A 24,378-nucleotide genomic window follows, 5' to 3' on the forward strand; every position below is an offset into this window, starting at 1 on the left:
ACATCCTCCTCCGTCCCTGGAGACAGCCGTGACGATCTACGAATGCAGCCGGTCCATGACCAGCAGCGGCACGCCCGACGAATGGGCGTGGCGGGTGGTGGGCTACGACGAACCAGCATGGCGACTGAGCTGGCTACCCAATCACCTGACCCACGAACAGGCCTGGGCCGGAATGCAATTGCAGGAGATCCTGAGCCATCCGGACCCGGCATCGGACCACGACGCGCACGCGCGGGCATTGGCCGATCAACTCGGAATCACCGTGCAGCAGACCCTGCACCTGCTGCACCGACGGATGCTCGACAGGAGGCATTCGTGACCATCTACGTAACTCATTGGTCGATGACCAGCGATATCACCGCGGAGTCGGCCCACCGGCTGGCGGAGGAGTGGGCGAAATCGTGGCGGCTGAGCTGGCTGCCCGACCGACTACTGACGCGGGAACAGGCAATGGCGGGAATGGATCTCGCAGAGATCTTCAGCACCCAGGATTTCCGGCACGACTCGACGGTTCGGGCACGGGCCTTCCTTTGCGCCGGGCAACTCGGAATACCCCTCGAGCTGATCGGGCTCGAATTGCTACACCGGAGGCACCCATGACCGTCCAGGCCACCGACTGGACCATGATCAGCGATCTATCACCCGAGTCCGCCTACCGCGAGACCGGTTCCGGGGCCGCGGTGTGGCGGCTGAGTTGGCTCCCCGAACGACGGCTCACCCGCGAACAGGCAAGGGCTGGAATGGAACTCGACGAGATCCTCAGCGATCTCGACAGTGTGCACGACCGGCATGCCCACGCCGACGCAGCCATCCTGGCCGGGACGCTCGGCATTATCTGGGAGGAGGCGGTGATCCGGCTGTCCAAGCGGATCTTGACCCGACTCCACCAGCGCACCAACGGGATTCAGGAAGACGACGCGACAGGCTGCGACACGGCAGGGCACTCGGTCCACTCCCACCGGATGTCGCTGCACACCGACCGGACACCGTGGATGTTCCGGTAGCGTGCGGCGCCGCGAGGCAGCGGCCGCCAGGAGGGGAGGCGGTCGATGCCGTCGTGGTGCGCGAGGTCCATCGTCGAGTCGGAGCGACGATCTGATCGATCTCGCCGCCGCGCACAAGCTCAGGCCGCGTGGCCACGAAATGGCATGTCCCGCAACAATGCATCGGCCGCACGAAACGACCGGTCGGGATCAGGTGTGCGCGACGTGCTCCGCGCCGACCGCCTCGGCGATCGAGTGGTAACCGCCCGCGCGCAGCCGCTGCGCCAACCCCCGATGGATGTGGCGCATCCAAAACGGTCCGCCGTAGATGAATCCGGTATAGCCCTGCAGCAGGGTGGCTCCGGCGAGGATGCGCTCCCAGGCCTGGTCGGCGGTTTCGATGCCGCCGACCGAGATCAGCACCAGGCGGTCGCCGACGCGGCGGTAGAGACGGCGCAGGACTTCGAGGGAGCGTTCGGCGACGGGCGGACCGGACAGGCCGCCGGCACCCATGGCTGTCACCTCGGCGGGATCGGTGCGCAGGCCGTCGCGGCGGATGGTGGTGTTGGTGGCGACGATGCCCGCGAGGCCGAGTTCAACGGCGAGATCGGCGACCGCGTCGACATCCTCGTCGGACAAGTCGGGGGCAATTTTCACCAACACCGGGACCTCGACGCTGTCGAGGACGGCCTGCAGGACCGGGCGCAGGGATTCGACGGCCTGCAGGTCACGCAGTCCGGGGGTGTTGGGGGAGCTGACATTGACGACGACGAACTCGGCGAGCGGACCGAGCAGGGCGGCGCTGACCGCGTAATCGGCTGCGGCGTCGGCAGGTTCGACGATTTTGGTCTTGCCGATATTCGCACCGATCGGGACACCGCCGCGGCGGTTGCGCAGATGTCGGGCCGCCGCGGCGGCACCGTAATTGTTGAAGCCCATCCGGTTGATCAGGCCGTGGTCGGCGGGCAGCCGGAACAGGCGCGGTGCGGGATTGCCGGGTTGGGCCTGTGCGGTGACGGTGCCTATCTCGGCGAAGCCGAATCCCAGTGGCGCCCAGGCGTCGACACCGTCGGCGTTCTTGTCGAATCCGGCGGCCAGGCCCAGTGGCGCGGGAAAGTCGATACCGAAGGCATGGTTGCGCAGGATCGGATCGTCGGTAGTGAGGACCTTGGTCATCGCCCAGCGCGACGGCGCGAACCGGGCGGCCAGCCGCATGGCCGTGAACGCCAGATGGTGGATGCGCTCCGGCGGCAGCAGGAACATCAGGCGCAGCAGCAGTGAATACATAGCCTCACATTCCCGGTTCGGGCTGGGGTAGTAGTGCGGTTTTTCGCCTCCGCAGCAGCACCCGCCTGCTGCCGTCGGTATAGGCCCGCACGCGGGACAGTTCCCAACCGCCGAATTCGGCTTGGATGGCCAGTCGCATCGACGCCGTCACCCGGGTCACCTCCGGTGGTAGCCGCAGCGGGACGTATTCGTAATCGTCGCTGCTGGTTTCCCAGCTCGCCGGTAGCGTGGCGCGCGGGGTGCGATCCGGCTGGCGGCGCCCGCGTCGCCCCGCACGGTTACGCTGCGCTATCTCGTCCGGGCCCGTCGCTCCCGCCGTGGGTTGTGGCGCCATCACTGCCCTTTCTTCCGCTGGTCCGCGCGGATCCGCTGCAGACCGTCTCCGGTCGCGGAACCGACGAACAGGTCACCGGTGCGCTCGTCGATGGTCACCGAGTTCGGCTGCCGTACCGTCGGGTATCGGCCCACTTCTTTCGGTATACCCGTCGACAGGTCGAATCCGACCACTTCATTGCTCTGCGTGCACGTCACCCATACGGTGTCGGACCGCTGATCGTAGGCGAGCGCGTAAGGCGACGATCCTACCGGGAATCGCTGACGCAGTACGAGCGGTCCGGCCGTGTAGACCAGCAGTTCGTCACCGGCGGTGTCGGTGACGGTGATGCGGCCGAACGGGTCGGTGATCAGGTTGGTTGCGCCATCACCCGCGCGCAGTGCCAGGCCGAGGCGATCTTTGCCGAAGTCGAGTTGTGTGAGCGAGGTCTGGCGGCGATCCAGGACCGAGACGTGGTCGCCGGTCAGGGCGAGTGCGTCGGCGGAGGCGAGGCCGGAGACTGTCTTCGCGACTACGCCGTCGGGGGAGAGTTCGCGAACTCTGCCGTCCGCGGTACCGATGAACAAGGTGCCGTCGTCGCGGTAGCGCACCGATCTGACGTCGCCGTCGACGGGCACCTGGGTGATCACGCCGGAGGTGATATCGACGCGCATGATCCGATGGTCGGCCGGGATCAGCAGCTCGCCCGGCTTGCCCTGCGCCAAGCCGACGCCGGGCGCGGGGAGCATCAGCGTGCGCATTCCGACGCCGGAAGCGCCCTCGGAATCCTTGCGCGCGATCGTCGCTGGGTCGATGACGAACAGCGTGGTGCCCGTTTCGCGGCTCGTATCGAGCGCTACCAACGCGCCGGTGCCCGTCTCCGTGAGCAGCCCGCCGATCGGGTTCGCGAGCCGTACGACGTCCCCGGTGGGTTGCGCGGTCTGCGCGGGCGCGATCGCCGCGGTGGCCGCGGGTCGCGTCTGTAGCTTGTCGCTATCGGACTCGGTGGAACATCCGGCGATCAGCACCAGCACCGCCACACTCGCCAGCACCGAGGGGAGCCCGCGGCGGGCCCGGAGGCGGTAGCGGAGCGTGACCACGGTGGGCCCCGCGAATGCCGCCAATCGAACACAGCCACGAGGGCGCATCCACCGAACTCCTTACTACGACGACCTTCCGCTACATCACCATCTGACCATGATGGCGCACCTTCCCGGCCTACCGGGGTCGTCGCCGGCGGTGAATGTCGGTGATCGGGGTTACGGTTGAGTTGAAACAGTGTCCAAGCCAGGGAGATCCGGTTGAAAGCCGACCATCCATCGGGATTTGCCATCGATGACATAACCGTTGGTCCGTTTGCTCACGGATTCGGTACCACGGCCGACGGCAGGCCCTACGCCTTCCGCACCGTCCGGTCCACCGTGGTACTGGAGATCTACCGCGCCGACCTGGACACCGATGTGCCGGGGCCGGAGGACGTCGTCGCGATCGCGCAGGCGCGGGCCACCGATATCGATCTCGACGACGAACGCAGCGTGGTCGCGCTGGTCCGGGACATGATCCCGGATGCCCAACGGGTCGAAGCGGCCGCGGATCGTGACGTGACAACCGTGCGTGCGCTGCTGGGACGGATCAGTGCCGTCATAGATGGTATGTAGATGGTGATGCCAACCACACGATTCGCCCGTTCCGTGCTGACCGCGACCGCCCTCGTCGCAGTGGTCGCCGCGTGCAGCACGGGACACGACGAAGCCTCGGTCGACGCCGCGCGCTCCTCGGCCATCGCCTCCCTGTCGTCCTCGATAGCGACCTCCTCGAGCGCCGCGCACCGGCCGCTGCCCACGGCCGCCGAACTGGATGCGCAGATCAAACGCGCGCTGGATCCGGCGCTGCCCGACTCCGAACGCACCGACCTCATCGAGGACGGTGCCGCCTTCCACGACGCCATCCCCGATATGTATCGCGCGCTGCAGGACAATCCGCGCGCCATCTACGGCGTCACCGATCCGGTTTTCGACAATCGCGACGGCACCCTGACCGCGACCATGCGGTTGGACAAGGACGGCACCGGCACCGCGGTGCGCACCACCGTCGTGCACTTCGTGCTGCTCGACGGTAAGTGGAAGATCTCGCGCACCGACCTGTGCGGCATTCTGCGCTCGGCCGATTACCGCACTCCGGCCTGCGGCTAGATGATCGAATCCGGGTCGCTGCGGTGGGGACGGTTCATCCACCGCCATCGCCACCTCGTGCTCGGCATCGCCATTGTCGTGGTGCTGCTCTCGGGCTGGTACGGCCGCGATCTCGCGGGCCGGCTCACCCAGGAGGGCTGGTTCGACGAGAGCAGTGAATCGGTCGCCGCGTCCAAGATCGCCGACGCCACCTTCGGCCGCGATACCGACAGCGACATCATCCTGCTCTACACCGCGCCCGAGGGGACGACCGTCGACGACCCCGCGGTGCGCGGCGCGGTGACCACCGCGTTGAAGCAACTATTGGCCCGCCACCCGGACCGGGTCCAGAAGATCGATAGCTATTGGGACAGTCCCTTCGCCGCCCACGCCACCGACGCCTCGCACACCCACGCCTTCGCCAGCGTCGGACTGCGCGGGGAGGGCACCGCGACGGTCGAGAATTACACCGCGATCAAGGGTGAGCTCGGCGCCGGGCACGCGGGCGGCGGACCGGGCGGCACCACGGTGCAATTGGCCGGGCTGCAGCCGATCGTCGAGGGCATCAACCAGGGCATGCAGGACGATATCCACCGCGCCGAGATCATCGCGCTGCCGATCGTGGCGATCCTGCTGTATTTCGTCTTCGGCGGGGTGATCGGAGCGCTACTGCCGGTGCTGATCGGCGGGATGACGGTGCTGGGCACTCAGGGCACCATCCGGGTGCTCACCGATCACATCGATGTGAACGTCTTCGCCAGTGCGGTGGTCACTTTGGTGAGTCTGGGGTTGGCGATCGACTACGGCCTGTTCACCGTGACCCGGTTCCGTGAGGAATTGGCCGCCGGGCACAGTGTGGAGGAGGCGACGGCGCGCACCGTGGCCACCGCCGGGCGCACCGTACTGTTCTCGGCCGCGATCATCGCGATCAGCTTGGCCGCATTGTTCATCTTCCCGAACGGGGTGCTGCGGTCGGTGCCCTACGGCGGCATCAGCTCGGTGCTGCTGGCCGCGCTGTTGTCGGTAACGGCGCTGCCCGCGGTGTTGAGCATCGTCGGGCGTCGGATCGATCTGTGGGGCTGGCATCGCTTCTCGCGCACCAAGACCGAGGCACAGATCGACGCCGGATTCTTCTCCCGGCTGGCGCTGCTGGCGATGCGGCGGCCCTGGGCGGTGGTGGTACCGATCGTGCTCGGACTGCTCGCATTGATCATCCCGATCCGCAATATCGAATTCGGCGGGATCAGCGAACGGTATCTGTCTCGGGACAATCCGGCGCGGGTCGCACAGGAACGGTTCGACCAGCTGTTCCCGAGCTTCCGCACCGAACCGATCAAACTCGTCGTCGTGGGCGCGAATCCGCAGCAGCTCAGCGATATTCGCTACGAGGCGAGCCAAATCCACGGTCTCACCGGCCGTTTCGAACCAGCGGCGCCGACCAAGGACGGGATCAACGTACTCGATGCCGGTCTCGCCGACAAGCGGGACGCGGACGCGGTAATCGATGCACTGCGGGCGATTCCGGAGCCCCCCGGGGTCGAGATCATGGTGGCCGGAGTGCCCGCGCTCGAGCGCGACAGCATCAACGGACTACTCGTGCGACTACCCCTGTTGGTCGCGATTCTGGCGGCCGCGGCATTGGTGATGCTGTATCTGGCATTTCATTCGATTGTGCTGGCGCTCAAGGCCGTTGTGATGAGCGCGTTGAGCCTCGCGTCCACGCTCGGCGTGCTCACCTGGGTGTTCGTCGAGGGACACGGCGCCGGGATCTTCGACTTCACGCCGGGGCCGCTGATGTTCGCGGTGCTGGCGCTCATCGTGACGGTGGTGTTCGGGCTGTCCACCGACTACGAGGTATTCCTGCTGTCCCGGATGGCCGAGGCCCGCGCCGACGGTGCGTCGCCGCCGGAGGCCATCCGCTACGGCATCGCCCACACCGGCAGCGTGATCACCTCTGCGGCAGCGATTCTCATCGTAGTGACCGGCGCGTTCGGCTTCTCCGATCTGGTGCTGATGAAGTACATCGCCTACGGGATGATCGCGGCGCTGGTCCTGGACGCGTCGGTGGTCCGCATGCTGTTGACACCCGCGGTGTTGAAGTTGATCTGGCGTTGAGTTGGCTGCCCTGAGCGGGCGAGAGGATCGAGAATGAACGTGGTCAAGGGCGCGAATCTGGCCCTGATGTTCCTGCTGGAGCTCGGTGTGCTCGCCGGAGCGGCGATCTGGGGATTCACCCTGGACGCGAATCCGATTGTGCGCATCATCGCCGGAATCGGTGCACCGGCGGTGTTCATCGTGGTGTGGGCGCTGTTCGCGGCAGGCGGCGGCAAGAACGCACGATTCCCGCTCACCGGCCCTTGGCGCGCCGCTGTGGAGGTCGCGTGGTTCGGCGGTGCCGCGGTGTTGATCGGCCTCGCCGTCACGACGGTGGCCGGGATCGCGTTCTTCGCGGTGTGGGCAGTGAACGGCGCGCTGCGGTTGCTCTGGCGGCAGGCCTGAGTTCGGTCATAGCCGAAGCCCTTCTGAGCATGCGCCTCTCACTCGAATCCGACAGAGATCGCGTCAGCGGCGGACCGGGAGTACCAGTTGGGCGCCGGTTATCGGGTGGTCCAGGACTTCGACCGGGTGTTGGTAGACGCGGGTGAGCAGTTCGGTGGTGAGGACCTTGCGGGGCGCGCCGTCGGCGGCGATGCGGCCGGACTCGAGAACGGCGACGCGGTCGGCGTAGGCGGCCGCGATGCCGAGGTCGTGCAGTACGACGACGACGGCGGCGCCCGCGGCAGCGCGAGCGGTGGCCAGGGTGAGTACCGCTTCCTGATGGCCGAGGTCGAGGGCGGCGGTGGGTTCGTCCAGCAGCAGGGTTCCGGTGTCCTGGGCGAGCACCCGGGCCAGTGCGACGCGGGCACGTTCGCCACCCGAAAGCGTCGGAAACGCCCGGGCGGCAAGGTGTTCCACATCGGCGGCGGTCATGGCGGCGGCGATCCGCTCATCGTCGAGCTCACGCCGCTCGGTGCGCAGCCAGGGTGCTCGCCCCATCGCCACCACCTCGCGGGCGGTGAACGGAAACCCGACGGTGTGGCTCTGCGGCAGCACCGCACGACGGCGCGCCATATCCAGTGGAGACCAGTGCGCCAGCGCCCGCCCATCGAGTTCGATCGCACCCTCGCTCGGTTCGAGCTCACCAGCGAGCGCCGCCAGCAGCGTCGACTTACCCGCGCCGTTCGGACCGACCAGCGCCACGACTTCACCCGCGACGACATCGAAGTCGACCGCCTCGAGCACCCGCCGCGTATGCGCGCCAGAAGCCCCCCGCCGATCCACGCTCACGCCGGTCGCGCGCAACGTCACCGCCCCCCGCTTCGGCGCCACCGGCAGCTCATGTGTCCGCGCGAACACCGAACTCAACCCCTGCAGCACCCCACTCACGCCGCCACCTCGCCACTCTCGCGCCCGCGCATGCCGAGGGCGTTGGGGGAACCGAAAATCGGTGCGCTGTGCGGGTCGTGACACAGGTCGGCTGGTCGGCTCATCCCCAACCTCCGGCGCGGGCGCGGGTGCGGCGGAGGAGCCAGAAGAAGAAAGGGCCGCCGATGAGGGAGGTGAGCATGCCGAGGGGGAGGTCGGCGTTGTGCACCAGGGAGCGGGCGGCGACGTCGGCGGCGAGCAGGACGACGGCGCCGATGATGGCGCTCAACGGGATCAGGATGCGATGGGCGGGGCCGACGAGCATGCGGACCACATGCGGCACGATCAGGCCGACGAACAGCACGATGCCGGTGAAGGCCACGCCCGCAGTGGCGAGTACGGCGACAACGACGATGACGTTGCGCCGCAACCGTTCCACATCGACACCCAGGTGGCGGGCGGCGGATTCACCGAGGGCGAGCAGGTCGAGGCTGGGTGCGATGAGGACCGCGGCGAGAATGCCGAGAGCGGTCAGCGGGGCGACGACGCGCACCGCTTCCCAGGTGGCTCCGTTGAGACTGCCCAACTGCCAGAACACGATCTGGTCCCGCGCCGCGGGGGTGGCGATGAACAGCAACAACGCGATCAATCCGCCCGCGAAGGCATTGATCGCGACACCGGTGAGCACGAGCGTGACCACCTCGGTGCGCCCGTTCGACCGCGACAGCAGATATACCAGCAGTGTCGTCAGCAGCCCCGCGACGAATGCGGCCGCCGCCACCGACCATGCCGCCACGAACGCGCCACCCACCACGATCACCGTGCCCGCACCGACCGCCGCCCCCGCCGACACCCCGATCACGCCCGGTTCGGCGAGCGGATTCGCGAACACCCCTTGCAGCAGTGCACCCGCTGTCGCCAGCGCCGCGCCGACCAGCATCGCGAGCACCACCCGCGGGAACCGCACCTGCCACAACGTCACCTCACCCGCCGGATGCGCGGGCATCGGCCCCCAATCCAGCCCGATCCGATGCAGCACACTCCCCGCCACCTCGGCAGGCGTCGTCGGCACCTGTCCGATCGCCGCCGACGCCAACGCCAACGCCACGAGTGCGACGACCGCCACCACGAACACGATCGTCGTGCGCGACCGCCCCCGCGACTTCGGCACGACGGGCTGCGGACTGTGCGGCATCGCCGAACCGGACGCCGTTGCCCCCGTAGCCTTTTCGCTCATGCCCGCACCCCGCCACCGCCCGGCGAATCCACGAAGCCGGCTGTGACATGATTCGCTCGCTCAGCCCGCACCTCGGCGATGCTCGCCCCCGCGATCTGCACAACAGGTCGGACACACGATGCGCTCACGAACTCGATGACACCGCGCTGACACCTGAGTGCGTCGCGCCCACCGATCAACGAACCCGAGGAGTCCGGCCGGTGTTTCACCCCGCGCCGCTCCGAACGCAATGCGGCGATGAGCCCTGCGGTCATCGCTCGATCTCGCCGATCTCCGGCCGCGCCGATCCCGGGCACGAGCCGATCGCCGCGGCCCCGCATGCGAAGTGGCGTGCCGTTCATGCGGGCTCGGTGCCGTACACGGCCTCGCTGAGGGCGGCGATCACTCGGCCGGTATTCGGGCCGAAGCTCAATACCACCGCGTCGGACATGTCGACGACGCGTTTGTTGCGGCCGCCGGGGGTCTGCGCGATGCCGGGCACTTTCTCGAGGCCGTCGACGCCGCCGACCGACTTCAGGCCATCCGACATCACCAGCAGCACATCCGGTCCGGCCGCGATCATGCCCTCGCTGGTGATCGCGACGAATGGCTCGGTCAACCCGGCCGCGGTGCCTGCGTCGCGCGCGCCGAGGGCGGCGATGAGGGCGTCGGCGCCGGAGCCGGGTCCGGCGAGCATGGTGATGGCGGTACTGCGCAGATAGAGAAAGGCGATGGTGAGCGGCTTGTCGGGTTTGGGCACCGCGGCACTGGCGGCGGCGATTTCATCGCGGGTGCGCTGGGCCAGGGCGTGGCCGCGATCGGGGATGCCGAGTGCGGCGGCGACCGCTTCGATCTGCGGCACCACCCCGTCCATGGTGCGTTGTGGATCGAAGTAGACGACGGTGACCCCGGCTGCGCGCAACTGCTCACGCACCTGCGGCGCGGCGCTGGTGCTGTCGGTGAGGAACACCGAAGGACGCAGCGCCAGAATCGATTCCACGTTCAGTGACCCGCTGCCGCCGGTCACGTTCGGCACATTCGCTACCGCGGGGAACGCGGCCGCGGTACTGCGCCCGACGAGTTTGGCGCCCATGCCCAAGGCCCACACCGTCTGGGCCAGGGTGCCGTAGCGGTCGGCGGCGATGATGCGGCTGGCATCGGTCACCGTCACCTCGGCCCCGTCGAACGAGCGAACGGTCACCGGCAGCGTCGGGGTGGGTTCGGGCCCGATCGGCACCGGGTCCAGATTCTCCAGTTTCGCGGTGACCGGCCCACGCCCGCCGGAGGTCGCGGCGTCGCCACCGGTACCGCAGGCGGCCGAACCGACCAGCAGGGTCAACGCCAGCGCGGCCAGGAGGAAACGTGCCCCGTCGGATCGGACACGGTCGAGAAACCTCATGCAGGGAAGGCTAGCCTCCGTCATTCCGTGCGTGCACTCACGTCATCGAGCGCGGCCGCGATAGCGCGCGGGAGTTCCAGTGTCTCGGCGGCCAATACCCCGGTGAGCTGCCCGATATCGCGGGCGCCGACGATCATGCTCGCGATGCCGGGACGATCCCGGATCCAGGCCAGCGCGACCGCCAACGGTGAGGTGGCCAGGCCATCGGCGGCGGTCACCAATGCGTCGACGACCCGGGTGGCGCGGTCGTCGAGCCGGTGTCGGATCTCGGCGGCGGTCGCCTCGTCCGCGCCACGCGAATCGGCGGGTACTCCATCGCGATACTTGCCGGTGAGAATGCCCCCGGCCAGCGGCGCGGTGGCGATCAACCCGACACCGTGATGCCGGGTGGCGGGCATGAAATCGGTTTCGGTATCACGGGCCAGCAGCGAGTATGGGGTCTGCGCGACGGTGACGGGCGCGACGGCGGCGAGGCTGGCGACCTGCCAGGCGTTGAAACCTCGCACCCCGGCGTAGCGGACCTTCCCGGAGCGGACCGCGAATTCGACGGTGGCGGCGACCTCGTCGAGCGGGGTCGCCGGATCCCAGGCCGCCACATGCCAGATATCGAGATAGTCGGTGCCCAATTCGAGCAGCGTCCGATCGAGCTGGCGCAGCAGCGCGCGGCGCGAGGTGTCCACGGCCGCCCGCACCGGTTCCGGCGCGGGCACGGTCGGTCCCGCGGGCGCGGGCGTGGCCCGCGGCGCAACACCCGCGCAGCCGCTGAGCACCAGATCGTCGCGCGAGACCAGATCGCCGAGCAGTTCGGCCAGGATCCGTTGTGCCGTACCGCCGGAGTAGGCGGGGGAGGTATCGACCAGGGTGCCGCCCGCCTCGGCGAACGCCACCAACTGCACCGCTGCCTCATCGGTATCGGTGTGCGCACCCCAGGTGTGGGTCGCAAGTCCTATCCGGGACACCCGTAGGCCGCTGCGGCCGACCGTCCGCTGTTCCATCACCGTGTCCGCGCAATCGTCACGGCGCCAAGCCTAGAGTGTGGATACGCAACTCGACGCCCACCAGCACAGTGGGTCGCACCGGCGCGCTGACGAGTCGGCGACCTCGACCGCGAATCCGGTCCGGACGGACCCGAGTTCGAGTGGGAAATCCGCACCCCATCCGGTGCGAACCTGCACGCAGCGCAACAGCCGGGCACGCCGTCGTAGTCTCGACACTGTACTGTCGCTGCGTGATTGCGGCGATGGTCCCAGGGACGCGACCGGCCGCCGGACCAATTGCCCAGTAGGAACAGGTATTTCGGGCGGAAGTGGAGGCGGATTCGTGGTCGGCGAGTCGATGACCTGGGTGCAGGCCTTGGTACTCGGTCTGGTGCAGGGGCTCACGGAGTTTCTGCCGATCTCCTCCTCGGCGCATCTGCGCATCGTGTCGGCGGTGTTCTTCGGCGATGACGCGGGCGCCTCGTTCACCGCGGTGACCCAGCTGGGCACCGAGGCCGCGGTGCTGGTGTATTTCGCCAAGGACATCTGGCGGATCATCATCGCGTGGTTCGCTGGCCTGCGAGACAGGCTGACCGCCCGCGGTCAGCAGGATCTGCCGCTGCACGACCAGCCCACCATGAGACTTCCGGTCATCACCGCCGACCACAAGCGCGTCCTCGATGAACAGGCTCAGCGCGAACTCGATTACCGCATCGGCTGGTATGTGATCATCGCGACCATTCCGATCGGTGTGCTCGGCTTCCTGCTCAAGGATCAGATCCGCACCGGCGCCCGCAATCTGTGGCTGATCTCGTTCATGCTGGTCGCGTTCGCGCTGGTCATCGCCGCCGGTGAGTACTACGGGCGCAAAATCCGCCCGCTCGAACAGCTGACCACCCGCGACGGGCTGATCATGGGCTTCGCGCAATGTCTTGCGCTGATACCGGGCGTGTCACGATCCGGCGCGACCGCGACGGCGGGTCTGTTCCTCGGACTGGAGCGCGAAGCGGCCGTACGGTTCTCGTTCCTGTTGGCCATTCCCGCGGTGACCGCGTCGGGATTGTTCAGCTTGCCCGACGCGTTCGAACCGGCGGGCGAGGGTCTCCATGCCAGCGGTCCGCAACTGCTGGTCGCGACGATTCTCGCGTTCGTCGTCGGCTACGCCTCGGTCGCGTGGCTGTTGAAGTTCGTCGGTAAACATTCGCTGGACTGGTTCGTCGGCTACCGCATCGTGCTCGGCCTGACCGTTATGGGCCTGCTCGCGGGCGGAGTGGTGTCGGCGACATGATCGTTAGGCTGGTGCCATGACGGTGATCCTGCTGCGGCACGGTGTCTCGACCTCGAACACCGCCCGCACCCTGGCCGGGCGCAGCGCAGGTGTCGATCTGACCGAATACGGCAATACCCAGGCCCGCACCGTCGCCGAGCGACTCGCCGCGCTGCCGATCGAGCACATCGTGCACTCACCGCTGCTGCGCTGTCAGCGAACGGTCGCGCCATTGGCGGAAAAGCTCGGTCTGGAGCCGGAGTACGACGATCGGCTGATCGAGGTCGACTACGGCGACTGGACCGGCAAGGCGATCGCGGATCTGCTGACCGAACCGCTGTGGAAGGTGGTGCAGCGGCACGCCTCGGGCGCGATCTTTCCGAGCGGGGAAGGGCTGGCGCAGGTGCAGGTGCGTGCCGTCGAGGCGGTTCGCGAGCACGATCGCAGATTCGCCGAGAAGGCCGGTCATGATGTGCTGTGGGTGGCGTGCACCCACGGTGACGTGATCAAATCCGTACTCGCCGACGCGCTCGGCATCCACCTCGACGGTTTCCAGCGCATCGTGGTCGAGCCCGCCTCGATCAGTGTCGTGCGCTACACCCCGACCGCGCCGTATGTGGTGCGGCTCAACGACACGGGCACGGATCTGTCGGGCTTGGCGCCAACCAGACCGCAACGGCCCGCATCGGATTCCCGGACGCCGTCGGACGCCGAACCGGTCGATACATCGGGTCCGGTTCCCGGTGGCGAGCTGGGTGGTACCCCGAGTGCGGATAATGGGAATGCGGAGCGTTGAGATTCCTTGTAAACGAGTAGGTGGCGTGTTGCGGAGTCCAGCGCCGCGGTTAGTCGATCAGGGTCACGTATCAGGAGGTGCAGATGTCTCGCGCAATCCATGTATTTCGCACCCCCGATCGTTTTGTCGCCGGGACCGTCGGTGAGCCGGGCGACCGCTCGTTCTACCTGCAGGCCGTGCAGGAACCACGAGTGGTCAGCGTGTTACTGGAGAAGCAGCAGGTAAAGGTGCTCGCCGACCGCATGGGGCTGCTGCTGGACGAGGTCGCGCGCCGCTTCGGTGCGGAGGTGCCGCCGCAGGCCGACGACATCTCCGACAGCGACCCGCTGGTGACCCCGATCGATGCCGAATTCCGAGTCGGCACGATGGGGCTGGGCTGGGACGCCGACGCGGGTGCGGTGGTCGTGGAACTGCTGGCGATCACCGAGACCGAGGTCGATGAATCGGTGGTGCTCGACGACACCGAGGAAGGTCCGGACGCGGTGCGCGTATTCCTGACCCCGATCCAGGCGCGGGAGTTCGCGTTGCGCTCGACGCGGGTGATCGCGGCGGGGCGGCCGCCGTGCCCACTGTGCGGCGAGCCGCTGTCGGCGCGCGGACATATGTGTGTGCGAACCAACGGATACAAGCGCGGGGATATTTTCGGCGCGGCCGAGCTAGAGGAGTAGTCGGTGGCCGAGCCTCGGTGGCACACCGCGGAATTGACGGTGATCGGGCGGGTGACGACCGCGAGCAACGTCACCCTGGTCTGCGATACGGACGGCTCCGATGGCGTGTCCGTTCGCGTGGTGTACAAGCCGGTGCGCGGTGAGCGCCCGCTGTGGGATTTCCCGGACGGCACCCTCGCCGGGCGTGAGGTCGCCTCGTATCGGGTGTCGGACGCACTCGGCTGGGGCGTCATTCCGGAGACGATCCTGCGCGAGGGCCCGTACGGGCCCGGCATGGTGCAGCGGTGGGTGGAGTCGGTGGACAACCACACCGACCAGGGCAACCGGCTCGATCTGGTCGATCTGGTTCCGTTGGGTGCGGTGCCGGACGGGTTCTGCGAGGTGCTGCGCGCCGAGGACCCGGCGGGCAACGAGGTCTCGCTCATCCACGCCGACGACCCGCGCCTGCAGCGGATGGCGGTGCTCGACGTGCTGATCAACAATGCCGACCGCAAGGGCGGACATGCCCTGGAAGGTGTCGACGGGCAGGTCTACGGTGTCGACCACGGCATCTGCCTGCACAGCGAGCACAAGCTGCGCACGGTGCTGTGGGGTTGGGCGGGCAAACCCATCTGCGACGGTCTGATGGCCGATATCGCCGCCTTCGCCGCGGCGCTACCCGGCGCGGTCGCCGATGATCTCGCACCGCATCTCACCGACATGGAGATCGAGGCACTCGCCGACCGCACGCGCGAACTGGTGGACAACCCGGTCATGCCGGTGCCGCGAACGTCGCGACCGATTCCGTGGCCCGCGTTCTGAACCGGGCGGCACCATCCGACCGCCATCGACTGCTTGCGATGTGCGGAAAGTGCCATCGTGCATCGAATGCCACGATGCACGAGCTGTGCTGAGCGGGGTATTCGTATGCGCGGCCGTCCGGGCGAGGAATGCACACAGGCGACCTCGGCCGGACGTCGCGGTGACTCAGCTCAGCAGCGGGCGGACTTCGGCGCCGACGAAGCGGACGAATTCGATCAGGTTCGGATCGTCGTCGGTGGGTTCGAGGACGACGGTGTCCGCGCCCGCCTCGGCGTAGCGGCGGACGGCGTCCGCGATGGCGTGCGCATCGCCCGCGATGCCCGCCTCGGCCGGGTGTTCACTGCCGTTGCGTTGCTGGGCGGCCCTCAGGCGCTCGGACGCGTCCGAGCCGGTGGCAGTGAGCAGGTTGACGATGAGGCGATGCGCTTCGGTGCGTCCGGCTTTCGAGCGGCCCTCCTCGATGAGCGCTCGGGCGGCGCGGACTCCGGCGGTGGTGGTCCGCGCGGTGAGGATGGTGGCGTCGGCGAGTTCGCCGGACAGCCGCAGTGTCCGCGGACCGGTCGCGGCGGCGGCGATCGGCGGGGGTGTGGTCGGCGGCCAGTCCAGGGCGACATTGTCGAGCCGCACGTATCGGCCAGCGGTGCTGACCTTCTCGCCGTTCAGCAGGCCGCGCAGCGCGTCCACATGCTCGCGGAACAGGGTCATCGGCGACTCGACGCGAGCACCGACCTGCCCCATCCAGTCCTGCACCCCGTGTCCGAACCCCGGAATCACCCGCCCTGGATGCAGCCGCAGCAGCGCCGCCACTTCCATGGCGGTCAGTGCCACATTCCGCAGCGGCACCGGCATCACGCCGATGCCGACCCGCACCCGTTCGGTTCGCGCCAACACTGTTGCGGCCGTGGCAATCCCACCGCCCCAGAAGCAGTCCTCCCACAGCCACAACTCTTCGAGACCACTGTCTTCCGCCGCGGCCGCCACCGCGACCAAACGTTCGGGAGAAAGCTGGGGCAACGACACCGCACCGAGAACAGTCACCCGTCCAACGTAGCGCTATCCCGTTCGGCCCCGGCGGGATTCGGGCACCCGCACACGAAGTGCCCGGCCATCGACTCAGTGTGCGACCGATATCGGGGCCGCTGGCGGGTCCAGGCCGTCGCGTCGCAGCTGTCGGTCGTCTGCGCTGCGCCGCACCGTCGACCGAGTCGCGAAAGACCCACGCAGTTGTTGATCTGGCGCTGCCCTGCCCGTTGAAACCGTCCACTGCGGCGGTGTCGGTGAGCCAGGCCGGGCGCCGCTGGCCGCCGAGAACTCACGGTCGCCACCGCGAGCGTGTGGGCCGATCCGTCACACTGTCGCAGCGCGAATACGCCGCCGCCGTGGCTGACGGATCCAGCCGAACTCCAACGACAGCGCCTCCAGTCCGTAGTGGCTGCGACGAGGAGACCTTCCTGGCGCTCGACCCGCTGCAAATGGTGTAGCCGTGGGCAGAAGTGGACGCGCGACATCGGCGGGAATCGGAGTGACCTGCGCCACTCGCGGTAATTCGATCCGCGAGAGCGGAAACGTTGACTTCCGACTTTTACGACATCGGAGCAGGTCAGATCCAGGGTCTTTGCCGTGGCAAGTACCGCTCGAGGCAGGGTGCGGCGCGATGGCCGTCACCACACCTTTACCCTCGAATCATGCAGTCCTGGTCCGACACCGCCCTACCGACAATTCCCGGAGCAGGGCCACCGTTGCGGTTGTACGACACCGCCGACCGGCAGGTTCGCCCGGTGACCCCGGGCCCAACGGCCACCATGTACGTCTGCGGGATCACCCCCTACGACGCCACTCATCTCGGACACGCCGCCACCTATCTGACCTTCGATCTGGTCAACCGGCTGTGGCGTGATGCGGGCCATGAGGTGCACTACGTGCAGAACGTCACCGACGTCGACGACCCGCTGTTCGAGCGCGCGGCCCGCGACGGTGTGGACTGGCGCGATCTCGGCAGCCGCGAAATCGATCTGTTCCGCGAGGACATGTCCGCGCTGCGCATCGTGCCGCCGCGCGACTACATCGGCGCGATCGAATCCGTCGACGAGGTTGTCGAATTCGTGCAGAAGCTGCTGGCCTCCGGTGCGGCATACACGGTCGACGATGCCGAGTACCCCGACATCTACTTCCGTGCAGACGCCACCGAGCAATTCGGCTACGAATCCGGCTACGACCGGGCGACCATGGACCGCCTGTTCGCCGAGCGCGGCGGCGACCCGGACCGTCCCGGCAAACGCGACACCATCGACGCGCTGCTGTGGCGCGCCGCCCGTCCCGGCGAGCCGTCCTGGCCCGCTCCGTTCGGTGCGGGTCGCCCGGGCTGGCATATCGAGTGTGCTGCGATCGCGCTCAACCGCGTCGGCCCCGAATTCGATATCCAGGGCGGCGGCAGCGACCTGATCTATCCGCACCACGAGTACTCTGCCGCGCACGCCGAGGCACTGATCTCGGGCCGCCGCTTCGCCCGTCACTACGTGCACGCCGGTCTGATCGGCCTGGACGGCGAGAAGATGTCGAAGTCCAAGGGCAATCTGGTGCTGGTCTCCAGATTGCGCCGCGCCGGAGTCGACCCCGCCGCCATCCGCCTCGGCCTGCTCGCCGGTCACTACCGCCAGGACCGCATGTGGACCGACGCCGTCCTCGCCGAGGCCACGGCCCGCCTCGACCTGTGGCGCCGCGCTACCGCGCTCACATCCGGCCCTGCCGCCGAGGACACCGTCGCACGCCTGCGCCAACACCTCGCCGACGACCTCGACACCCCGAAAGCCCTTGCCGCCGTCGACAACTGGGCCACTCAGGCCATGGACTACGGCGGCCAGGACCACGAGGCCCCCACCCTCGTCGCCACCGCCGTGGATGCACTACTCGGCGTGCAGCTATAGCTCACAGCTGGCCCCGAACACGGCTTGCCGCTGCGGCCGCGCATCGCCGTCGATGCCTTGCTGACGTACCGCGATGGTCCGGCATCACCAACGAGCAGCAGAGCGCCGACCAGGACCTCGAGGGCCCGGCCCCTCGCCGACCGTGGCGACCAGAACCGGCGAGGCCCCGGTCCTCATCTCCACTGCTGTGGACGCGCCGCACGGCGTACGGCTGTAGTCACGGTCGACAGCTGGCCCACCAGGGCATGCCACTGTCGGCCGGCGGTACCACGAGGTCTCGACCACCGTCGATGCCCTACCGGGCGTGCGGCCGTTCCGGCATCGCCAGCGGGGCCAACAGGTCGTCGACCGTGGTGAACAGGATCGCAAGGCACGCTGCAGGCGGTGATAGCGCACGGTACACATGCTTTCGGCATCGCCCATAGGCAATCGAGCGTGTGGTGCGGGAACCCGCCTGTGTCGTGGCGACGTGATCGGGCAGGAGCGCGTTGAGATCGGCGAATGGGTTGTTCAGGGAGTTGATCCGTGGTGTTGTACACGGATGTGCGGCATGCATCCTCGCGGTTCGGTGGGTTGGCGGTCCAAGCTCGATGGGGTGATCGGGGCGGGGGTTGGGCTCGCAGCGGGGCGTTTGGACGCTTCGGGCGGGCAGGGGGATCCGCGGACTGTTGCGGCGCGCACACGGTTTTTCGGGGCGGATATGGTGGATTCGGATACGGGTGCGGTGCGCGCGGATCGGGTGGTGTTGTCCTGGGTGGGGTGCACGACCTATGCGTTCGCGATGGCCGGTTCGGTCTTTCTGCTCGATGCGTGGGTGCCGCGGTTGACGAGCACCGGCTACGTGCCCGCTACCGCGCAGGATCTGGCGGATCTGGCGCCGGAGGCGATCTTCATCGGGCACGGGCATTTCGATCACGCCGGTGATGCGGGCCGGATCGCGCAGGCGTGCGGCGCTGTCGTGTACGGAACCGCCGACCATGGCGCGAATATCCGTGCGCAGGTGGCGGATCCGACATTCCCGACGGTCGCGCTCGGGGACGGGAGTTCGCGGCCGGGGGAGCGGCACGACTTCACCGTCGGCGCGGTCGAGGTGACCGCGGTCCGCCACGTGCACTCCGCGCCTACCGCACCCGAGCGGCCGGGCGGATCCTCGCCGTTCTTCCCGAGGCCGGAGTGGCGCGCGCTCGTGCGGCATCCACCCACGTTGGCCGGGGTACTGCAGAGCGCGCCACGCCTCAACGACCCGGAGGGCGGGACCCTGCTCTACCAATTCCGCGTCCCCGGATTCTCCTTGGTATGGCACGATTCCTCGGGCCCGCTCACCGAGAAGGCGCCCCACGTCTTCGACGTATTCGCCGACCTACCGCCCACCGATCTGCAGATCGGCGCGGTCCAGGGCTTCAACCAGATCACCAACGGCCTGCGCGACCCCCGTCGCTATATCGAGGCGATCCGCCCCGGACTGTTCGTCCCCACCCACCACGACAACTGGCTGCCCGGCATCACCGCCTCGGCCGCCACCTACGACGCACCCCTGCGCGGTGAACTGGCCCGCATCACCGCCGACCAACGCCCGGAATTCCGCGCAATGCACGACCCAGTCGACTACCTCAGCCCGCAACGCCTGACCTTCCCCCGGTAAGCGTCAGTGAGATGGTCTCGGTGGGAGGCGGGCGGCCATGGTGGCGAGATTGTCGGCGAAGGTGAGAACGAATTCGACGCAGAGATCGATGAGTTCGTCACGGGTCACGTCGATGCCGCCGTCGAGCCAGGCCAGAACGAGTTCGGCAGCGCCGCCGGTGATCATCAGCGAGACAGCGCGCACCAGGGTGTCGCTGCCCGGCGGCGGGTCCAGCAGCGCACGCTCCTGATCGGCGACGACGTCGGCGATGGTCCGCATGGCGGCGGCGCGGCGGCGCATCAGGGTTTCGCTACCGTGCGCCTCGGCGAAGGCGACGCGGGCGCGACGCGGATCGGCGATGACGGAGGTGAGAATGGCGGTGACCGCGGCGCGCGTCTTGGTCGCGATGCCGTCGGGTGCCGCGCCCAAGGCGTCGAGGGAGCTGCGGATGGCGGTGTCGATGATCTCGTCGTGCACGGCCGCGGCCAGGGCGTCGAGGTCCGGAAAGCTCTCGTAGAAGAAACGTGGGCCGACCTTGGCCTGTTCGCAGACCCCGCGCACCGTGGTGGTCGCCCAGCCCTGGGTGCCGATGATGTCGAGTGCGGCGTCCATCAGGCGACGTCGGCGTTCCTCGCGCCGCTGTTCGGCGGAGGTGCCGCGGTAGATCCCGGTCGCTGCCCGTGTCACAGGGTCAGTATGCCGCAGCACAATCAGGAAACAAGCGTTTACGGAAACTATCGATTCCGGTATGGTCTGGATCACAACGGGTTTCGCAAAGGCGCGAGAGGACCACGACCATGATGGCGACCATCGGCCTTCGGGCGAAATATGCCGCGGCCACACTGGCTGAGCGCTATCCCACACGGACCCGAATCCTCGCCGATCCGCCCGCGGGCAGCCAGTTGCGGCCGGTGCTGGGCGACTACGGATTACCGGTGATCGGGCACGCGCTTCCCGCCATGACCGACAATCTCGACTTCGCTCGACGGCGCTTCGACAAATACGGTCCGATCCAGTGGGCCGGTATGCTCGGCCGCCGCGTCGTGACGGTGGTGAGCCCGGAGGCGATCGAGGAAATCCTCGCCGACCGCGACAAGGTGTACTCCGCCCGGCGCGGCTACGACTTCTTCATCGGACCGTTCTTCCACGGCGGCATCCTGTTGCGTGACTTCGACGAGCACCGGTACCACCGGCGCATCCTGCAGCAGGCGTTCACCCGGCCGCGGCTGGTCGGCTATCTCGACATCACCACGCCGGCGATCGCCCGCGGCATGCGCGACTGGTTGCCCGGCAATGACCTTCAACTGTTCCCGGCGACCAAGGATCTGCTGCTTCGGATGGCGTCGGAGGTGTTCATGGGCGCGCGCCTCGGCCCGGAGGCCGCCCGGCTCGAGCGCGCGTTCATCGACGCGGTGCGCGGTGGGCAGGCGCTGGTGCGCACCAATCTGCCCGGGGGTCTGTGGGCGAAGGGATTGCGCGGGCGCAAGGTGCTCGAGGACTACTGTCGCGAGGAAATGCCCGCGAGACGCGCCGGTACCGGCGATGATCTGTTCAGCGTGCTGTGCCATACCGCAAGCGATGAGGGCCATACCTTCACCGATCAGGACATCGTCGACCATCTGATCTTCGTGTTGATGGCCGCACACGACACCAGCACCATCGCGCTGTCGATGATGGGCTATCAACTGGGCCTGCACCCCGAGTGGCAGGACCGGCTACGCGCGGAATCCCAAGCGTTGGGCAAGGATTCGCTCGATTATGACGATCTCGACCGGCTGCCCGCCCTGGATCTGGTGTTCAAGGAGATCCTGCGAATGTACTCCCCGGTCGGCCAGCAGATCCGGGAGACGGTGCGCGATACCGCGCTTCAGGGGCATTTCGTGCCCGCGGGCACCATCGTCGTCATCGGCTCGCATCCGGCGATGCGCCTCGACCGCTGGTGGCACGACCCCGATGTCTTCGATCCGGAGCGTTTCACCGCCGAGCGCCACGAGGACAAATCGCACCGCTATGTCTGGGCGCCCTTCGGCGGCGGCGCGCACAAATGCATCGGCCTGTACTTCGGCGGCATGACCGTCAAGGCGATCATGCATCGAATGCTGTTGCACTATCGGTGGTCTGTGCCTGCCGGGTATGTGCCGCCCATGGGATGGGCGACCGGCCCGATCCCGCTCGATGGCCTCCCGATCCACCTGCAAGCCGCTCGCGTCGAAACCCGGCGGCCCGTATGAGAATCATCGCCGACCGAACTCGCTGCGCGGGCCATGGCATATGCGAGGCGTTATTGCCGGACGTCTTCCAGGTCGACGAGTCCGGCAAGGTGCAGATACGGGTCGAGCAGGTGGCCGAATCCGATTGTGCCGATGCCGAACTCGCGGTCGACAGCTGCCCGGTCGAAGCCCTGCGGCAGTCGCCCGATTGATGTGCGAGGCGCCGCGGCGTCACCACCCGGTGAGCAACGCAGGATCGCTCGCGACCTTTGCCCGAATCAGCGCATGGTGATGACGTGCGGCGCAGCAGACCGGCGCTACCTCGTTCTCGGTGTACAGCGCCCGCGCGCCCGAGCTGAACTATGTCTTCGGCAATGCCGGCAACCGGGCGGTGATCAGCGGGCGGCGCACGCCGGTCAGACCTCCGAGGCGACCTGAGCGGCGGGTACGTGCACGGTGTCGGATCGGTCCGACGCGTAGAGGTGTTCGATCTCGGTGGCGTATTTCGTTGCGATCGGCTTGCGGCGCAGCTTCATGGTCAGGGTGATCTCATCGCCGCCGGGCTCCCAGAACACGGGCAGGATGGTGAAGCGTTTGATCTGTTCGACCCGAGACAGTTTCGCATTGCCTGCCGCCACACCCCGGGCGATGTCTGCGATGACCCCCGGATCGACCGCCAGTGCGGCCACAGAGGCGTCGGGCAGACCACGTTGGGCCGCATAAGGTGTCGCGGATTCGGCGTCGAGCACGATCAGGGCGGTGTTGTAGGGGCGCGCGTCACCGATCGTGACGATCGAACCAACCAGCGGAGTGGCGGCCTTGATGGTGTTCTCGATATTGGCCGGGGACATATTCTTTCCGGCCGCGTTGATGATGAGTTCCTTCTTGCGGTCGACCACCCGCAGGTAACCGTCGGCGTCGCGGGTGAGGATATCGCCGGTGTGCAGCCAGCCGTCGGCGTCGACCGCTTCGGCGGTCTTGCCCGGCTCCCTGCGGTAGCACTTCATCACCAGCGGTCCGCGAACCAGGAATTCGCCGTCCTCGGCGATCTTGGCCTCCGAACCGGGCAGCATCCGCCCGACGGTGCCGAGGCGCGCCTCGGCGGGCGGACTGGCACTGGCCACACAGGTCAGTTCGGACATGCCCCAGATCTCGCTGATCGGGATGCCGAGACCGCAGAAGAAGCCGAGGGTTTCCGGTGGGATCGGCGCCGCGCCCGACATCGCCCACTTCACTTGGTCCAGGCCGAGTTCGGCACGCAGCTTCGACAGCACCAACTCGTCCGCCTCGGCCCATTCGGCGGCCAGTTCCACCCCGACAGTGCGCCCGTCCAGCAGCACCGCGGCCTTGCGCGCGGCCACGCCGAGCGCCCATTGCAGTGCGGCCCTAGTGGATTCGTCGCGTTGATTGGCGACCGAGAATTCCACCGCCGCTTTGAACTTCTCCCACACTCGCGGCACCGCACCCCAGATCGTGGGCCGCGCGTCCACCAGTGCCGCGGGCAGCTGGGTGCGATCCGGCACCACGGTGATCTGGGTACCGAAGTACTCCTGCAGATACAGCGCGGTGAACCGGTCGGCCATATGCGCGGTCGGCAGGTAGGAGGTCTGGCGGTCGCCGAATTCGACGGGGAGCACGGCGTTGAACGCATGCGCCTCGGCGGTCAGGTTGGCGTGGGTGATCTCGACACCCTTCGGATTCCCGGTGGTGCCGGAGGTGTAGACCAGCGTCGCGATATCGTCGGGACGCACCGATCGCCACGTCGCCTCGAAGTCGAAATCGTTGCGGCCCTTGGCCTTCAGCTCGGCGAGGCTGATCGTCGCGGCATGCTCGGCATCCACGCAGACGATGGTCTCGATCGGCGCACCGCACATGCGGACCCGCTCGACGTACTGTTCCTCGCAGATCACCACCCGGTTGCCCGCATTGCCGAAGACATAGTTCAGTTGCTCGGGCGCGAGGGTGTTGTACACCGAGAACGAGGTGGCGCCGGTGTGTTGCGCGCCCACCTCGATCGGATAGAACTCGACCCGATTGGCCATCATCAGCGCGACCGTATCGCCGCGCCCGATTCCGAGCCCGTGCAATCCCGCCGCGATATGCCGGACCTGTTCGGCGTACTCGCGCCAGGTCAATGCTTGCCCGCCGCCGATGGAGCGCACCGCGATCGCATCGGGATCGATCGCCGCAACGCGCTGGAAGGCAGCACAGGTGGTATTCGGTTCGGTCATCGCCCATCACAATCACTACGGCCGGATTTTCTCCCCGACCGTAGGTCGCACCACGGTGCGCGCGTGCCGTTTTCACCCGATTTCGCCACAGCGCCCGACCACGAATCGC

Annotated in this window: 26 protein-coding genes; 15 read left to right on the forward strand and 11 right to left on the reverse strand. The window is 67.8% G+C overall.

Annotated elements, in window-relative coordinates; genetic code table 11:
• The first annotated feature begins 28 nt into the window (after positions 1 to 28).
• From ACQP1G_RS24725 to ACQP1G_RS24735, 3 genes are read left to right on the forward strand one after another with little or no spacing between them, the layout of a single operon-like run.
• The gene (locus tag ACQP1G_RS24725; protein WP_433191951.1) at positions 29 to 319 is read left to right on the forward strand and encodes a hypothetical protein; all 291 of its coding nucleotides are present in this window, start codon (positions 29 to 31) and stop codon (positions 317 to 319) included.
• Positions 316 to 600 carry a hypothetical protein gene (locus ACQP1G_RS24730; RefSeq protein ID WP_433191952.1) on the forward strand — a complete coding sequence of 95 codons (285 nt, stop codon included), beginning with the start codon at positions 316 to 318 and terminating at the stop codon, positions 598 to 600. Before ACQP1G_RS24725 ends, ACQP1G_RS24730 begins: the two co-directional genes overlap by 4 nt.
• Positions 597 to 1,004: a hypothetical protein gene (locus ACQP1G_RS24735; RefSeq protein ID WP_433191953.1), complete on the forward strand. Its 408-nt coding sequence runs from the start codon at positions 597 to 599 to the stop codon at positions 1,002 to 1,004. Before ACQP1G_RS24730 ends, ACQP1G_RS24735 begins: the two co-directional genes overlap by 4 nt.
• A 189-nt stretch (positions 1,005 to 1,193) precedes the next feature.
• On the opposite strand, the gene ACQP1G_RS24740 is transcribed toward ACQP1G_RS24735, so the two are convergent.
• The 3 genes from ACQP1G_RS24740 to ACQP1G_RS24750 are packed head-to-tail and all read right to left on the reverse strand — an operon-like array spanning position 1,194 to position 3,731.
• Positions 1,194 to 2,270 carry a quinone-dependent dihydroorotate dehydrogenase gene (locus tag ACQP1G_RS24740; protein WP_433191954.1) on the reverse strand — a complete coding sequence of 359 codons (1,077 nt, stop codon included), beginning with the start codon at positions 2,268 to 2,270 and terminating at the stop codon, positions 1,194 to 1,196.
• Between the two features lie 4 nt (positions 2,271 to 2,274).
• Positions 2,275 to 2,604, reverse strand: a complete 330-nt coding sequence (locus ACQP1G_RS24745; RefSeq protein WP_433191955.1) for a DUF5703 family protein — start codon at positions 2,602 to 2,604, stop codon at positions 2,275 to 2,277.
• A complete protein-coding gene (locus ACQP1G_RS24750) occupies positions 2,604 to 3,731 on the reverse strand; it encodes a YncE family protein (protein ID WP_433191956.1) in 1,128 nt (375 codons plus the stop codon). The genes ACQP1G_RS24745 and ACQP1G_RS24750 overlap by 1 nt, the downstream gene beginning before the upstream one ends.
• Before the next feature lie 153 nt (positions 3,732 to 3,884).
• Here ACQP1G_RS24750 and ACQP1G_RS24755 point away from each other — a divergent pair, with 153 nt between their 5' ends.
• The 4 genes from ACQP1G_RS24755 to ACQP1G_RS24770 are packed head-to-tail and all read left to right on the forward strand — an operon-like array spanning position 3,885 to position 7,253.
• The gene (locus ACQP1G_RS24755; RefSeq protein WP_433191957.1) at positions 3,885 to 4,241 is read left to right on the forward strand and encodes a hypothetical protein; all 357 of its coding nucleotides are present in this window, start codon (positions 3,885 to 3,887) and stop codon (positions 4,239 to 4,241) included.
• A 6-nt stretch (positions 4,242 to 4,247) separates the two neighbouring features.
• Positions 4,248 to 4,775, forward strand: coding sequence for a hypothetical protein (locus tag ACQP1G_RS24760; RefSeq protein ID WP_433191958.1), 528 nt, complete (start codon positions 4,248 to 4,250; stop codon positions 4,773 to 4,775).
• Positions 4,776 to 6,869 carry an MMPL family transporter gene (locus tag ACQP1G_RS24765; RefSeq protein WP_433191959.1) on the forward strand — a complete coding sequence of 698 codons (2,094 nt, stop codon included), beginning with the start codon at positions 4,776 to 4,778 and terminating at the stop codon, positions 6,867 to 6,869.
• 33 nt (positions 6,870 to 6,902) lie between these two features.
• Positions 6,903 to 7,253 (forward strand): YrdB family protein, encoded by a 351-nt coding sequence (locus tag ACQP1G_RS24770; RefSeq protein ID WP_433191960.1) that lies wholly within the window; start codon positions 6,903 to 6,905, stop codon positions 7,251 to 7,253.
• A gap of 63 nt (positions 7,254 to 7,316) precedes the next feature.
• Here ACQP1G_RS24770 and ACQP1G_RS24775 read toward each other — a convergent pair whose 3' ends face one another.
• The 5 genes from ACQP1G_RS24775 to ACQP1G_RS24795 all read right to left on the reverse strand — a co-directional run bounded on the left by ACQP1G_RS24775 (position 7,317) and on the right by ACQP1G_RS24795 (position 11,769).
• On the reverse strand, positions 7,317 to 8,171 hold the full coding sequence (locus tag ACQP1G_RS24775; protein WP_433208773.1) for a heme ABC transporter ATP-binding protein: 855 nt from the start codon (positions 8,169 to 8,171) through the stop codon (positions 7,317 to 7,319).
• 109 nt (positions 8,172 to 8,280) lie between these two features.
• Positions 8,281 to 9,354: a FecCD family ABC transporter permease gene (locus tag ACQP1G_RS24780; protein WP_433208775.1), complete on the reverse strand. Its 1,074-nt coding sequence runs from the start codon at positions 9,352 to 9,354 to the stop codon at positions 8,281 to 8,283.
• Between the two features lie 38 nt (positions 9,355 to 9,392).
• Positions 9,393 to 9,650, reverse strand: a complete 258-nt coding sequence (locus ACQP1G_RS24785; RefSeq protein ID WP_433191961.1) for a hypothetical protein — start codon at positions 9,648 to 9,650, stop codon at positions 9,393 to 9,395.
• Between the two features lie 83 nt (positions 9,651 to 9,733).
• Positions 9,734 to 10,774, reverse strand: a complete 1,041-nt coding sequence (locus ACQP1G_RS24790; protein ID WP_433191962.1) for a heme/hemin ABC transporter substrate-binding protein — start codon at positions 10,772 to 10,774, stop codon at positions 9,734 to 9,736.
• A 20-nt stretch (positions 10,775 to 10,794) separates the two neighbouring features.
• Complete coding sequence (locus ACQP1G_RS24795; RefSeq protein WP_433191963.1) at positions 10,795 to 11,769, reverse strand: aldo/keto reductase; 975 nt, start codon at positions 11,767 to 11,769, stop codon at positions 10,795 to 10,797.
• A 340-nt stretch (positions 11,770 to 12,109) separates the two neighbouring features.
• Here ACQP1G_RS24795 and ACQP1G_RS24800 point away from each other — a divergent pair, with 340 nt between their 5' ends.
• From ACQP1G_RS24800 to ACQP1G_RS24815, 4 genes are all read left to right on the forward strand, one after another.
• The gene (locus ACQP1G_RS24800; protein ID WP_433208777.1) at positions 12,110 to 13,039 is read left to right on the forward strand and encodes an undecaprenyl-diphosphate phosphatase; all 930 of its coding nucleotides are present in this window, start codon (positions 12,110 to 12,112) and stop codon (positions 13,037 to 13,039) included.
• 16 nt (positions 13,040 to 13,055) lie between these two features.
• Entirely contained in the window at positions 13,056 to 13,814 is a 759-nt protein-coding gene (locus ACQP1G_RS24805) for a histidine phosphatase family protein (RefSeq protein WP_433191964.1), read from the forward strand.
• Between the two features lie 83 nt (positions 13,815 to 13,897).
• The gene (locus tag ACQP1G_RS24810; RefSeq protein WP_433191965.1) at positions 13,898 to 14,482 is read left to right on the forward strand and encodes a DUF3090 domain-containing protein; all 585 of its coding nucleotides are present in this window, start codon (positions 13,898 to 13,900) and stop codon (positions 14,480 to 14,482) included.
• A gap of 3 nt (positions 14,483 to 14,485) precedes the next feature.
• Complete coding sequence (locus tag ACQP1G_RS24815; protein ID WP_433191966.1) at positions 14,486 to 15,283, forward strand: SCO1664 family protein; 798 nt, start codon at positions 14,486 to 14,488, stop codon at positions 15,281 to 15,283.
• A gap of 165 nt (positions 15,284 to 15,448) precedes the next feature.
• Here ACQP1G_RS24815 and ACQP1G_RS24820 read toward each other — a convergent pair whose 3' ends face one another.
• The gene (locus ACQP1G_RS24820; RefSeq protein ID WP_433191967.1) at positions 15,449 to 16,321 is read right to left on the reverse strand and encodes an LLM class flavin-dependent oxidoreductase; all 873 of its coding nucleotides are present in this window, start codon (positions 16,319 to 16,321) and stop codon (positions 15,449 to 15,451) included.
• A gap of 647 nt (positions 16,322 to 16,968) precedes the next feature.
• On the opposite strand from ACQP1G_RS24820, the gene mshC reads away from it, so the two are divergent.
• Together mshC and ACQP1G_RS24830 are read left to right on the forward strand one after the other, a co-directional pair.
• Positions 16,969 to 18,207: a cysteine--1-D-myo-inosityl 2-amino-2-deoxy-alpha-D-glucopyranoside ligase gene (gene mshC / locus ACQP1G_RS24825; protein ID WP_433191969.1), complete on the forward strand. Its 1,239-nt coding sequence runs from the start codon at positions 16,969 to 16,971 to the stop codon at positions 18,205 to 18,207.
• Between the two features lie 550 nt (positions 18,208 to 18,757).
• Positions 18,758 to 19,849 (forward strand): MBL fold metallo-hydrolase, encoded by a 1,092-nt coding sequence (locus ACQP1G_RS24830; RefSeq protein WP_433191970.1) that lies wholly within the window; start codon positions 18,758 to 18,760, stop codon positions 19,847 to 19,849.
• 3 nt (positions 19,850 to 19,852) lie between these two features.
• Here ACQP1G_RS24830 and ACQP1G_RS24835 read toward each other — a convergent pair whose 3' ends face one another.
• The gene (locus ACQP1G_RS24835) at positions 19,853 to 20,515 is read right to left on the reverse strand and encodes a TetR/AcrR family transcriptional regulator (protein ID WP_433191971.1); all 663 of its coding nucleotides are present in this window, start codon (positions 20,513 to 20,515) and stop codon (positions 19,853 to 19,855) included.
• A 110-nt stretch (positions 20,516 to 20,625) separates the two neighbouring features.
• On the opposite strand from ACQP1G_RS24835, the gene ACQP1G_RS24840 reads away from it, so the two are divergent.
• Together ACQP1G_RS24840 and ACQP1G_RS24845 are read left to right on the forward strand one after the other, a co-directional pair.
• Positions 20,626 to 22,059 carry a cytochrome P450 gene (locus ACQP1G_RS24840; protein ID WP_433191972.1) on the forward strand — a complete coding sequence of 478 codons (1,434 nt, stop codon included), beginning with the start codon at positions 20,626 to 20,628 and terminating at the stop codon, positions 22,057 to 22,059.
• On the forward strand, positions 22,056 to 22,250 hold the full coding sequence (locus tag ACQP1G_RS24845) for a ferredoxin (RefSeq protein ID WP_433191973.1): 195 nt from the start codon (positions 22,056 to 22,058) through the stop codon (positions 22,248 to 22,250). Before ACQP1G_RS24840 ends, ACQP1G_RS24845 begins: the two co-directional genes overlap by 4 nt.
• Positions 22,251 to 22,454: 204 nt before the next feature.
• On the opposite strand, the gene fadD11 is transcribed toward ACQP1G_RS24845, so the two are convergent.
• A complete protein-coding gene (fadD11, locus tag ACQP1G_RS24850) occupies positions 22,455 to 24,269 on the reverse strand; it encodes a fatty acid--CoA ligase FadD11 (RefSeq protein ID WP_433191975.1) in 1,815 nt (604 codons plus the stop codon).
• Between the last annotated feature and the right edge of the window lie 109 nt (positions 24,270 to 24,378).

The sequence above is a fragment of the Nocardia sp. CA-107356 genome (assembly GCF_050946365.1).
Classification (GTDB): domain Bacteria; phylum Actinomycetota; class Actinomycetes; order Mycobacteriales; family Mycobacteriaceae; genus Nocardia.

Bases quoted from the DNA above. Each gene is read 5' to 3' on its own strand.
- ACQP1G_RS24735 (WP_433191953.1), top strand. From the start codon at position 597: ATGACCGTCCAGGCCACCGACTGGACCATGATCAGCGATCTATCACCC.
- ACQP1G_RS24740 (WP_433191954.1), bottom strand. From the start codon at position 2,270: ATGTATTCACTGCTGCTGCGCCTGATGTTCCTGCTGCCGCCGGAGCGC.
- ACQP1G_RS24745 (WP_433191955.1), bottom strand. From the start codon at position 2,604: ATGGCGCCACAACCCACGGCGGGAGCGACGGGCCCGGACGAGATAGCG.
- ACQP1G_RS24750 (WP_433191956.1), bottom strand. From the start codon at position 3,731: ATGCGCCCTCGTGGCTGTGTTCGATTGGCGGCATTCGCGGGGCCCACC.
- ACQP1G_RS24760 (WP_433191958.1), top strand. From the start codon at position 4,248: ATGCCAACCACACGATTCGCCCGTTCCGTGCTGACCGCGACCGCCCTC.
- ACQP1G_RS24765 (WP_433191959.1), top strand. From the start codon at position 4,776: ATGATCGAATCCGGGTCGCTGCGGTGGGGACGGTTCATCCACCGCCAT.
- ACQP1G_RS24770 (WP_433191960.1), top strand. From the start codon at position 6,903: ATGAACGTGGTCAAGGGCGCGAATCTGGCCCTGATGTTCCTGCTGGAG.
- ACQP1G_RS24780 (WP_433208775.1), bottom strand. From the start codon at position 9,354: ATGCCGCACAGTCCGCAGCCCGTCGTGCCGAAGTCGCGGGGGCGGTCG.
- ACQP1G_RS24785 (WP_433191961.1), bottom strand. From the start codon at position 9,650: ATGACCGCAGGGCTCATCGCCGCATTGCGTTCGGAGCGGCGCGGGGTG.
- ACQP1G_RS24790 (WP_433191962.1), bottom strand. From the start codon at position 10,774: ATGAGGTTTCTCGACCGTGTCCGATCCGACGGGGCACGTTTCCTCCTG.
- ACQP1G_RS24795 (WP_433191963.1), bottom strand. From the start codon at position 11,769: ATGGAACAGCGGACGGTCGGCCGCAGCGGCCTACGGGTGTCCCGGATA.
- ACQP1G_RS24800 (WP_433208777.1), top strand. From the start codon at position 12,110: ATGACCTGGGTGCAGGCCTTGGTACTCGGTCTGGTGCAGGGGCTCACG.
- ACQP1G_RS24805 (WP_433191964.1), top strand. From the start codon at position 13,056: ATGACGGTGATCCTGCTGCGGCACGGTGTCTCGACCTCGAACACCGCC.
- ACQP1G_RS24810 (WP_433191965.1), top strand. From the start codon at position 13,898: ATGTCTCGCGCAATCCATGTATTTCGCACCCCCGATCGTTTTGTCGCC.
- mshC (WP_433191969.1), top strand. From the start codon at position 16,969: ATGCAGTCCTGGTCCGACACCGCCCTACCGACAATTCCCGGAGCAGGG.
- ACQP1G_RS24830 (WP_433191970.1), top strand. From the start codon at position 18,758: ATGCATCCTCGCGGTTCGGTGGGTTGGCGGTCCAAGCTCGATGGGGTG.
- ACQP1G_RS24840 (WP_433191972.1), top strand. From the start codon at position 20,626: ATGATGGCGACCATCGGCCTTCGGGCGAAATATGCCGCGGCCACACTG.
- ACQP1G_RS24845 (WP_433191973.1), top strand. From the start codon at position 22,056: ATGAGAATCATCGCCGACCGAACTCGCTGCGCGGGCCATGGCATATGC.
- fadD11 (WP_433191975.1), bottom strand. From the start codon at position 24,269: ATGACCGAACCGAATACCACCTGTGCTGCCTTCCAGCGCGTTGCGGCG.